Annotated in this window: 7 protein-coding genes; all 7 read right to left on the reverse strand. The window is 70.7% G+C overall.

Translation table 11 applies throughout. The features are described 5' to 3' along the window. Positions 1-185 precede the first annotated feature (185 nt). The 7 genes from E1166_RS25895 to glgX all read right to left on the reverse strand — a co-directional run bounded on the left by E1166_RS25895 (position 186) and on the right by glgX (position 11,000). Positions 186-1,049, reverse strand: coding sequence for a hypothetical protein (locus E1166_RS25895; protein ID WP_132342550.1), 864 nt, complete (start codon positions 1,047-1,049; stop codon positions 186-188). A 142-nt stretch (positions 1,050-1,191) separates the two neighbouring features. Next, positions 1,192-1,740, reverse strand: a complete 549-nt coding sequence (locus E1166_RS25900; RefSeq protein WP_132342552.1) for a hypothetical protein — start codon at positions 1,738-1,740, stop codon at positions 1,192-1,194. Between the two features lie 54 nt (positions 1,741-1,794). After that, entirely contained in the window at positions 1,795-2,334 is a 540-nt protein-coding gene (locus E1166_RS25905) for a hypothetical protein (protein ID WP_132342553.1), read from the reverse strand. 62 nt (positions 2,335-2,396) lie between these two features. After that, positions 2,397-4,052: a S8 family serine peptidase gene (locus E1166_RS25910; protein ID WP_243710518.1), complete on the reverse strand. Its 1,656-nt coding sequence runs from the start codon at positions 4,050-4,052 to the stop codon at positions 2,397-2,399. 791 nt (positions 4,053-4,843) lie between these two features. Further along, a complete protein-coding gene (gene treZ, locus E1166_RS25915) occupies positions 4,844-6,577 on the reverse strand; it encodes a malto-oligosyltrehalose trehalohydrolase (protein WP_132342556.1) in 1,734 nt (577 codons plus the stop codon). Continuing rightward, positions 6,574-8,880: a malto-oligosyltrehalose synthase gene (gene treY, locus E1166_RS25920; protein WP_132342558.1), complete on the reverse strand. Its 2,307-nt coding sequence runs from the start codon at positions 8,878-8,880 to the stop codon at positions 6,574-6,576. The genes treZ and treY overlap by 4 nt, the downstream gene beginning before the upstream one ends. Then, positions 8,880-11,000: a glycogen debranching protein GlgX gene (gene glgX, locus E1166_RS25925; protein WP_132342559.1), complete on the reverse strand. Its 2,121-nt coding sequence runs from the start codon at positions 10,998-11,000 to the stop codon at positions 8,880-8,882. The genes treY and glgX overlap by 1 nt, the downstream gene beginning before the upstream one ends. Positions 11,001-11,372: the final 372 nt, after the last annotated feature.

Raw genomic sequence — 11,372 nt, forward strand, 5'->3', positions numbered from 1 at the left:
GGAGTGCGGCGTCGGCTGCCGGGGTGTGCCGCTGCCGCACCTCGCCGAGCGCGTCAGAGTGCCACGATCGCTGCCGTCACCCCAGGCAGCCGCACCCGGTTCCGCATCGCCGTCACGCCCTCACCCCGCGGCCAACAGCACCACCCGACGCGCCCGACGAACGTGAGCTGGGCGGGCTGCCACAGCTATCTAAGCAGTGGTTGGCGGGCGCGTAGGCGTTGGCGGGTGGTGTAGCCGAGCAGGAGGGTGAGAACGAGTCCGGAGGCGGCCAGCCCGCCGATGAGGATGGATTTGCTGTTGTTGGCCTGGGTGGGTGGCGCGGCGCCCGGCGGTGTGAAGGTGACTCTGCCGGTGGCGGTGCGTCGGGTCCAGCCGCTGCCGAGTTCGAGGTGGGCGGTCCATGGGCCGTCTGGTAGCTGTTGGCCGATGGGGACGTGGATGGTGGTGGTGGCGTCGAGGGCAAGGGTGGGGGCTTCGACCTTGAACGGGCCGGCGGACAGCCCGTCGGGTCCGTCGGTGAGGGTCAGTTTGCCGTCGAGGTCGAGGGCGCGTTTGCCGGTGTTGCGTACCTGTGCGGTGAGCATGGCCGTGCCGTCGTCGGTGCGGGTGCCGGTGAGGTCGCTGATGGTGAAGTTGGAGGCGGGTTCGCCGCCGGGGCCGACGGACAGGTAGATACGGATGCCGGCGCGGCCAACCTGGCGGACCGTTCCTTCACCTGGGCTGGCGGTTTCGGCCCAGACCACGGCGTAACGCTCCCCGGCGGAGGCATTCTTGGGCACCGCGATGGTGACCAGAACGGTTGCTTCCTGTTCGGGGGGCAGCTTGAGCCGGTCGTGGTCCACGCTGATCCAGCTGGACAGCTCGTTGGCGGTCCGGTCGGGGGCCACGTCCCACCGGTCCTTGTTGATGGTGGCGGCAGCCGGGTAGATGGCGATCTGCCGCCGGATGGTGGCGACGTTCTGCACGGTGACGCGGCGGCGGATCGTCGTGCCGGGGTTGACGTGGTCGACGATGTAGTGATGCGCGCGGGGGTCGTCGCGGCGGCTCACCGGCGCGTCCAGCAGCCGGACGCTGACGCCGACGCTCGGCCCCGGCGGTACGGGTGACGGGCTTGGCCGGCGGCCGTCGGCGTACGCCCCCGCCGGCGCCAGGACGGCGGCGGCGAGGGCGAATGCCGCAAGCGTGCTGCGCTTAGGAGACAGAATGGGTCACCGTCCCGCTGTAGAGACCGCCCACGGCGCTCGGCGGGATTGTGATCTCCAGGGTCGGGTTCCAACTGGCCGTGTTGTTACCCGAGCCGGACGTCTTGGAGAACGCGGTGCGGGGCACGCCGAGTGCGACCCGGTCGGCGCGGGTGGGCTGGCCGGGCACGAACGTCCCGGTGCCGGTCGTGGCGGTGGCCGGGCCAGACCAGTACTCCACCAGTTGCGGCTGGATGACCTGGCTCGGGTCGTCGGTGCCGGTGTCGAACTGGGTGGCGACGACCGACGCGGTCCAGGTGGCGCTCGCGGCCGCGCGCTCGTCCCGGACGGTCACGGTGCCCAGTTGTCCGGTCACGGTCTGGCCGGGGAACGCCGAACCGAGGTTGACCGAAGCCGGCACCTCAATGTTCAGATTCGCGGTGGCCACGGTGAACGTGACGGTGGTATCTGCGGACGGCTGAGCCGACGCCGGCGTGGCGGTGGCGGTGGCTGCCACGGCAACCGCGGTGAGGCACAAGGCGGGAACGAGTTTCTTCATGGGAACCTTGTAACACGACAACCAGGATGAAAGGGGGTAAACAGGATATGCGTGCTAGGAGACGGAGTGGGTGACCCTCCCGGAGTAGAGACCGGTGGCCGCGCCGGACGGGATGGAGATCACCAGGGTGGGTTGCCAGCTGACCCGGTTCGGGGCGTTGCCGGAGATCTTGCGGAAGGCGGTCCTCGGGGCGGTCAACGTCTGCGCCTGCGCGCTGGTGGGTTGCCCGGGGGCGAGACTGCCGCCGCCGCTGGCACGGGTGGCGGGTCCGGACCAGTAGGACACCCGGGTGGTGGGAATGGTCTGCGCGGGCGTGCCGGCGCCGGTGGTGAACGCGGTTGCCGTGACGGTGACGGCCCAGGTGTTCGGGCTGGCCGAGCGGGTGTCGCGGACGGTGACCGCGCCCATCTGCTGGCTGATCGTGCCGCCGGGCGGGCCGCCACCGAGGCTGACCACGGCCGGGACGGTGATCGTCAGCTCACCCACCGGGGCCTGCGCAATGGTGAGGGTGACGGCCGCCGACCGGGGCGGCGTGACGAGCGGCGCCGCATACACCAAGAGGGCAAAGCCGGCAATCACCCCGAAACTTGTCACGAATGCAGTATATGGACAAGGGATAGCGGTCGTGGATTCCCTGCCGGCGCGCCGGGTCGTATTCAGCCGGTGACGACCAAAGCGAAGTCGGCGTCGGTCGCCACGGTCTCCACGTGCCCGTCGGCGTTGACCTCACTGGCGACGACCTGGATGGTCCAGGTCCCGGCCGCCGGAGCCTGGATGAACACGTTCTCCACCGTGTCGATCGTGTTGGCCGCGCCCCCGGCGGTGGACCAGTTCCCGGCAGTCAGCCCGTTGTTTCCCCAGTAGACGGTGGTGCCGTCGGGAGCGGTCACCTTCAACGTCAGGTCGTTGACGCGAGCCCGCGCCGCCGACGGCGACCCCATCGGGTCGGTGTACACCAGCGTTGCCCGCAGCGGCTCGGTGCCGTCACTGGTCAGTGTGTACGTCGCGGTCTGGGCGGCCTGCAGCAACACGGTCTCGTTGACGAGGACGGGCAATGTCCAGTTGTTGGCCTGCGCCCGCCCGTACAGGTTGGCGACGCTGGTCGTTCCCCAGCCCTGGTGCATCCGGGTCAGGTCGTGCGTCGTCCCGGTGAACGGGTACTGATCCGCAGAGTTGATCAGAAGCGCCTTGGCGGTGGACGCGTGCGGCCGGGAGGCGAACACGTCGCGGTCCAACCCGGGGCCGCCCTCGAAGACACCGTCGGCCCACATCTGGAACACCAGCCCGGCGTAACCGCAGGTGATCGGGGTGCTGGCGCTGGTGCCGGTGAACGTCGCGGTGTACGCGGTGTCGCTGGTGCCCGCGGTGGTGTGGACCGCGTCGTAGTAGTTCACCAGATCCGGCTTGATCCGGCCGTCGGCCGCAGGGCCGATGCCCGCCCCACCGTTCCACGTGTCGTCGACGCGCGACAGCGTGTCGTAGTGGAACGCGCCACCCACCGAGAGCACGTTCTTCGCCCAGGCCTGCGGCCGGCCGCTGCGGTTGCCGGTGTTCCCCTGCGACTGGCAGATCAGGATGTCGTGGTCGAACACGATGTCGTCCATCGCCGCCGACGTGGCGTTGTAGCTGTAGGTCAGCGCACTGCCCCAACTGTTGGACTGGAACACCGCACGATACGGTCCCGCCGGGTCGACGAGTTGGGCGGTGTGCGCCCACCGGTCGGGCACCAGAGAGTTGGCGGCGAAGATGCCCTGCCCCTCCGGCAGCAAGCCACGCGCGGTCGCGTCGACTCCGGAGGCGAAAATCTGTCCGTACGTGGAGGTGCCGTGCGTGACATTCGTCGTGTTCCCGGCGTGGATGATCGGCGGTTTCGCGGCGAGTTCCTGGTGCGTGGTCCGTAGCCCGACGTCCATCACCTCGCCCCGCACGCCCTGACCCGCGTACCCCCACGCGGCCTCGATGGCGTTCGCGCCACCCGCAGCCCGCGCGTTGTCCATGTCGACGTCCGGCGTCGTCGACACATCCATAGCCAGCACCGCAGCCAGATGCGCCACAGCGACCACCTGCTCGGGGGTGAGCGTCGCCTCGATCATCCGACGGCTCGCCGACGCGCCGTGCACGACGCCGCCCAGGGCAGCGATCCGCTGGACCACCGCGCGCTGGTCGGCGGCGTCACGTTCGACCAACGTGACGACGTACCGGTGGGTCGAGCCCGGCACCATTGCACGCTCGACCTTGTCACCCGGATCGTATGGGCCCACCCATCGCACGAACGGCAACCGCTGCACCTGCCGACGGGTCGTGTCGCTCATGCGCACGACGTACGTGGCATCAGGAAGATAGGCGCCGATCCGCGCACCGAGCCGCCGCAGTGCGTCCCGTTCGCGGTCGTGCGGCGCTGCCACAAACTGCACGAGGTACGCTGCGCCACGCGTGGCCTGCAGCGGATGCTGCGGTCGGGTTCGCTGCCCGTCCGGCGTCATCGGATCAAAGGTACGAGTCCGCAACCTGATCAGCCGCGCCGCTTCGCCGGTGTTTCGCACCAGCGCTCCCCCGTCCACGGTGCCCCCCTGCCGGCCGGCGTCGACGAGCCCACTCTGATCGGCGGCGCCGCCAATCAATGTCGAGGCGGCACCAGACGGATGAGCAGCCGACACGGCGACGACAACAGCGACAGCCGCGACGAGCACAGCCCTTCGGGTCGCCTTTTTGCGAATGATTGTCTGCACTGCGGCCTCCCGGGCTCAGCACTCGCCGCGAAGAAATCCCGAAAACGTGAGGGAATGTTGCATAATCAGGAATGCGGGCTAATGGCTTAACAATATATATCGCTCGCCATTGATCCCGAAAGATGCGTCCACGACGCGACTCATAACCGAGGAATGCTCGTCCGACGGACGGCACCGACAGGCACGCCGATGCGCGCGCGTACCCGGTGTGTTCCACCCACGCCCCGACGGCGCGCGGCGTCAGGCCCCGCGGCCGGCCTTCCTGCCCAGACGCGCGAGGGCCTTCCCAGGCGAGGGCGACGGCGGGAAGGAGTGCGGCCTTGTCCGCCGTCGGCGCTGCCGGGTGTCGCCCCGGCCGCACCTCGCCGAGCAGGTCACAGTGCCACGATGGCCGCCGTCTCCCCCGGCAGCTGCACCCGGTCGCGCATCACCGTCACGCCCTCCCCGGTGGCCAGCAGCACCCTCCGCACCGTCCCCGGCAGCGAGATCCCCTGTGCCCGGGTCGCCAGGTTCGCCACCACCAGGCAGTCTCCGCGCCGCATCACCAGGAAGCGGTCCCCGTGCCGCACCTCCACCCGATCCAGCCGGGGGTCCGACAGGTCCGCCCGGCTCTTGCGCAGCGCGATCAGCCGGCGGTGGAACTCGTACATCTCCCGGTGCTCGGGCTTGTTCAGCTCCGCCCAGTCGAGCCGGGAACGTACGAAGGTCTGCGGATCCTGGGGGTCGGGCACGTCCGCCGTATCCCACCCGTGCGCGGCGAACTCCCGCTTGCGCCCGTCGCGGACGGCGACCGCCAGCTCGGGCTCGGGATGGCTGGTGAAGAACTGCCACGGTGTGCTGGCGGCCCACTCCTCCCCCATGAACAGCATCGGGGTGAACGGCGCGGTCATCAGCAGCACCGCCCCGACCCGCAGCAGCGCGGGCGAGAGGGTGGCGGAGATCCGGTCACCGGTGGCCCGGTTGCCGATCTGGTCGTGGTTCTGCAGGTACGCCACGAAGCGGTGCCCCGGCGTGCGCTGCCGGTCCACCGGCCGCCCGTGTACCCGGTTGCGGAAGCTGGAGTGGGTGCCGGCGTGGAAGAACGCGCCGGTGAGCACGTCGGTGAGGCATTCCAGTGAGCCGAAGTCGGCGTAGTAGCCCTGCCGTTCGCCGGTGAGCAGGCTGTGCAGGGCGTGGTGGGCGTCGTCGTTCCACTGGGCGTGCAGGCCGTACCCGCCGGCCTCGCGCGGAATGATCAGTTTGGGATCGTTGAGGTCGCTCTCGGCGATCAGTGACAGCGGCCGGCCCAGGTGCGTGGAGAGCGCCTCCACCTCGGCCGCGACCTGCTCCAGCAAGTGCGTGGCGCGGCTGTCGGGCATGGCGTGCACGGCGTCGAGCCGCAGCCCGTCGACGTGGTAGTCGCGCAGCCACATCAGCACCGAGTCGATGATGTAGCGGCGGACGCCGTCGGAGTGCGGGCCGTCGAGGTTGACGGTGCGGCCCCAGGTGTTGCTCTGCTCGGTGAGGTACGGCGCGAACATCGGCGCGTAGGCCCCGGAGGGCCCGAAATGGTTGTAGACGACGTCGAGGATCACCCCCAGTCCCTTGGCGTGGGCGGCGTCGACGAAGCGTTTGAGTCCGTCCGGCCCGCCGTAGGGCTGGTGCGGGGCGTACCAGCAGACGCCGTCGTAGCCCCAGTTGTGTTCGCCGTTGAAGGCGTTGACCGGCAGCAGTTCGATCATGTCGACGCCGAGGTCGACCAGGTGGTCGAGGCGGGCGATCGCCGCGTCGAAGGTGCCTTCCGGGGTGAAGGTGCCGACGTGCAGCTCGTAGAGGACGCTGCCGGGCAGTTGCCGGCCGGTCCAGCTCTGGTCGGTCCAGGCGAACGCCGAGTGGTCGTAGAGCCGACTGGGCCCGTGCACCCCGTCCGGCTGCCAGGCCGAGCGGGGGTCGGGCAGCGCGCGGTCGTCGTCGTCGAGCAGGAACGCGTAGTCCGTGCCGGGGCCGGCCCCGGGCACCTCGACCCGCCACCAACCCTGCGGGCCGGGGCGCATCTCGCGGTCGGTGTGGCCCGGCAACCGCAGCCGGACCCGGGCGGCCTCGGGCGCCCACACCGTGAACTCGGTCATGCGGCGTCCTCCACGGATTCGCTGGGAGCCAGCAGGGCGACGGGATAGGTGTCGAGCACATCATCAATCAGCAGCTCAGACCCACTGTAGGCGCGACCGGTGAACAGGTCGGTAACAGTGTTTCCGGAAATCGGCAGCCGGGTTCCGCGCCATCCGCCGTCCCGGGCCAGCCGCAGCGGCAGCCGGGTGGCCACGACGATCGCGCCGCCCCGGTCGAAGGCGACGGCGTGCGCGGCGGCCGGCCCGTGGGCCGGCACCGGCCGGTAGCCGGTGAACAGTTCCGGGTGGTCGCGGCGCAGCCGCAGCGTCCGCGACACCACCAGCAGCTTCGCCGCGCCGTCGGCGGCCACCGCGGGCCGCCAGCCGGCGTCGAGGCGGGCCAGCAACCCCCGGCGTACGGCGAAGTCGACCGGGCGGCGGTTGTCCGGGTCGACCAGGGAGTTCTCCCACAGCTCGGTGCCCTGGTAGGTGTCCGGCACCCCGGGCATGGCGAGCTGCACGAGCTTCTGGCCGAGCGAGTTGGACCAGCCGGCGGGGGTGATCTCGTCGACGAACGCCCCGATCTCGGCGTGCAGTTCCGGGTCGTCGTACATCCGGTCCACCAGGGCGTGCAGCTGGTGCTCGAAGGCGGGGTCGGGGTCGGCCCAGCTGGTCGAGGTGCACGCCTCCCGGGCGGCCTTCTCGGCGTACGCGTGCAGGCGCTGCCGGTCGATCGGCCAGGCGCCGACGGTGCTCTGCCAGAGCAGGTGGGCCAGCGCCGGGTCGGCCAGCGGCGCGCGGGACATCCATCGACTGACGGTCTCGGCCCAGCGGCCGGGCAGCTCGGACAGCACGGCGAGCCGGGCCCGGACGTCCTCGCCGCGCTTGGTGTCGTGGGTGGACAGGGTGGTCATGCTCGCCGGCCAGCGGGCCTGCCGGGCGGCGGCGAAGCGGTGGAACTCCGCCGGCGGCACCCCGAAGTGCGCCGGGGAGCCGCCGACCTCGTTGAGCGCGACGAACCGGCTCCACCGGTAGTAGGCGGTGTCCTCGACCCCCTTGGCCATCACCGCGCCGGTCAGTTGCGGGAAGCGGGCGGCCAGTTCGTGGCCCGGGTCACGCAGGCGGGCGGTGACCGCGTCCAGGGTGGCGGCGAGGTCGGGGCGGCGGCGGCCCGCCTCGGCGCGGGCGGCGGCCAGGTGCCGGGCACCCTCGGGCGGGTAACCCCGGTAGACCGGGAAGCAGGCGGCCAGCTCGGCGAGGGCGTCCCGGGTGGCCGCGCGGTCCAGTTCGCAGGCGAGGGCGGCGAGCCGGGTCAGTTCGGCGGCGAGCAGCCGGGTGGCGGCCTGCCGTTTGGTGTCGTGGACGAGGTCGGGCCAGGAGGTGTGCCGGCCGGTGAGCCGGCCGTCGAGGGTGGTGAAGTCGTCCTCGGCGTCGCCGTCGACGAAGAGCCCGCAGACGGCGGCGAGGGCGTCGTAGCCGGAGGTGCCGTCGACCGGCCAGTCGGGCAGTTCCTCGCCGTACTCGAGGATCTTCTCCACGATCAGCCAGCAGTGGGGGGCGGCGGCGCGCAGCCGGGCCAGGTAGCCGGCGGGGTCGCGCAGGCCGTCGGGGTGGTCGACACGGATGCCGTCGACGTCACCGGCGGTGACCCAGCGCAGGATCTCGACGTGGGTGGCGTCGAAGACCGCCGGGTCCTCGACCCGCAGGCCGGCCAGGTCGGAGACGGCGAAGAACCGGCGGTACGTCAGGTCGGTGTCGCCGCGCCGCCAGTTGACCAGCTCGTAGTGCTGCCGGTCGTGGACCTGGCGCGCGGTGCCCGCGCCGGTGCCGTCGGCGATCGGGAACCGGTGTTCGTGGTAGCGCAGCTCCCCGTCGACGATGGTCAGGTCGTCGAGGGCGGCGGGGTCGTCGGCGAGCACCGGCAGCAGCAGCCGGCCGCGGTCCCAGTCGATGTCGAACCAGGCCGCGTACGCCGAGTCCCGGCCCCGGCGCAGCACGTCCCACCAGGCCGGGTTGGCGGCCGGCTGGGCCACCCCGGCATGGTTGGGCACGATGTCCACGACGAGGCCGAGCCCGGCGGCGCGCAGCGCCCGGACGAGGCGTTGCCGGGCGGCCTCGCCACCGAGTTCGGGGTTGACCGTTTGGTGGTCGACCACGTCGTAGCCGTGCTGACTGCCGGGAGTGGCGGCGAGCAGCGGCGCGCTGTAGAGGTGGGTGACGCCGAGGTCGGCCAGCCAGTCGGTGAGGCCGGCGGTGGCGTCCAGGTCGAAGCCGGGGCGGATCTGCACCCGGTAGGTCGACCCGACCCGGGGGGTGGGTGGCATCAACTCGTCCTCTCCAGCACCACCAGGCAGCGGTCGGGGACGGTCAGCGCGGCGCCGGCCTCGACCACCGTCGTCTTCTCCGGGTCCGGGTCCGCGGTGTTGATGGTCAGCTCCCAGCGCTGCCCGAACTCCTCGCCGGGCAGGGTGAAGTCCAGGGCGGCGTCGTGGGCGTTGAACAGCAGCAGGAAGGAGCTGTCCCGGTGGCGCTGGCCGTACTGGCCGCGCTCGCGGATGCCGTCGCCGTTGACGAACAGGGCCACCGCGCGGCCGAAGTCGTTGCCCCAGTCCTCGCCGGTCATCTCCCGGCCGTCGGGGGTGTACCAGGCCAGGTCGGGCAGGCCGGAGTCGGCGGCCCGACCGCCGACGGGCAGGCCGGTGAAGAACCGGCGGCGGCGGAACACCTGGTGGGAGTTGCGGAACGCGGTGAGCCGGCGGACGAAGTCGAGCAGGTCGGCCTCGGCGTGTTCCCAGTCGACCCAGGCCAGCTCGCTGTCCTGGCAGTAGGCGTTGTTGTTGCCGTGCTGGGTGCGGCCCAGTTCGTCGCCGTGGCCGATCATCGGTACGCCCTGGGAGAGCATCAGGGTAGCCAGGAAGTTGCGTCGTTGCCGGGCCCGCAGGGCGCGTACGGCGGGATCGTCGGTGTCGCCCTCGACGCCGCAGTTCCAGGACCGGTTGTGGCTCTCGCCGTCGCGGTTGGACTCGCCGTTGGCCTCGTTGTGCTTGTCGTTGTACGACACCAGGTCGTGCAGGGTGAACCCGTCGTGGCAGGTGACGAAGTTGATGCTGTGGAAGGGGCGGCGGCCGTCGTCCTGGTAGAGGTCGGCGGAGCCGGAGATGCGGGAGGCGAACTCGGCGAGGGTGGCCGGTTCGCCGCGCCAGAAGTCGCGCACGGTGTCGCGGTACTTGCCGTTCCACTCGGTCCACTGCGGCGGGAAGTTGCCCACCTGGTAGCCGCCGGGGCCGACGTCCCACGGCTCGGCGATCAGTTTGACCTGGCTGACCACCGGGTCCTGCTGGACCACCTCGAAGAAGGTGGAGAGGCGGTCCACCTCGTAGAACTCGCGGGCCAGGGTGGCGGCGAGGTCGAAGCGGAAACCGTCGACGTGCATCTCGGTGACCCAGTACCGCAACGAATCCATGATCAGTTGCAGGGAGTGCGGGTTGCGGACGTTGAGGCTGTTGCCGGTGCCGGTGTAGTCGACGAAGCAGCGCCGGTCGGATTCGGAGAGCCGGTAGTAGCTGGGGGTGTCGATGCCCTTGAAGCTCAGCGTCGGGCCGAGGTGGTTGCCCTCGGCGGTATGGTTGTAGACCACGTCGAGGATGACCTCGATGCCGGCGGCGTGCAGAGCCCGGACCATGCCGCGGAACTCCTGCACCTGCTGACCGAGGCGGCCCAGGGCGGAGTAGCCGTGGTGCGGGGCGAAGAAGCCGATGGTGTTGTAGCCCCAGTAGTTGCGCAGCCCCAGGTCGGTCAGGCGGTGGTCGTGGACGAACTCGTGCACCGGCATCAGCTCGACGGCGGTCACCCCGAGCCGCTTGAAGTAGTCGATCATGACGGGCGAGGCGATGGCCGCGTACGTGCCGCGCAGTTCCTCCGGGATATCCGGGTGGCGCATGGTCAGCCCGCGCACGTGCGCCTCGTAGATCACCGAGTGGTGGTACGGGATGCGCGGTGGCCGGTCGTTGCCCCAGTCGAAGTAGGGGTTGACCACCACCGACTTCGGGACGTACGGGGCCGAGTCGGCGGTGTTCATCCGGTCCGGGTCGCCGCCCACCTCGTAGTCGTAGACGGCCGGGTCCCAGGCGACCTCGCCGTCGACGGCCTTGGCGTACGGGTCGAGCAGCAGCTTGTGCGGGTTGCAGCGCAGCCCGTTGGCCGGGTCCCACGGCCCGTGGACTCGGTAGCCGTACCGCTGGCCCGGCTCGATGCCGGGCAGGTAGGCGTGCCAGACGTACGCGTCGACCTCGCGCAGCTCGATGCGACGCTCGACGCCGGTGTCCCACTCGTCGAAGAGGCAGAGTTCGATCTTCTCGGCGATCTCGGAGAAGATCGCGAAATTGGTGCCCATCCCGTCGTAGGTGGCGCCGAGGGGGTAGCGCTCGCCCGGCCAGACCTGCATGTCGCTCCTTCAGGCACATGATCATGAGCGCGTCGCACGGCAGCCCGACGATGCGCACGCCGCTAATGCCCCACTGCCCGTGCGGCCAATCCATCCGTTCGGGTGACGCCCGATATCGACCCGCCTGATGCCTAAGGTGTCCTCCGTCACGTTGGGTCCTCTCAAGATGCGAAGAGCCGAGTCGTGCCCTTTGCTTGTTGCGGGTGCGCGCGCGTGCCCACGCCCGGCCGCCCGGCCACCTCACCCTGCCCTTCGCCGTCACCGCTGCCGGCGCGATCCCCCCTGCCCAGACGGAGATTGATGTGACCACTCTGCGGGTCGACGAGCACCTCGCGTCCGCCGTGGACCGGACCTGCCGGCCCACCCCCACCT

It is taken from the genome of Micromonospora sp. KC213, from assembly GCF_004348325.1.
In the GTDB taxonomy this organism is placed as follows: domain Bacteria; phylum Actinomycetota; class Actinomycetes; order Mycobacteriales; family Micromonosporaceae; genus Micromonospora.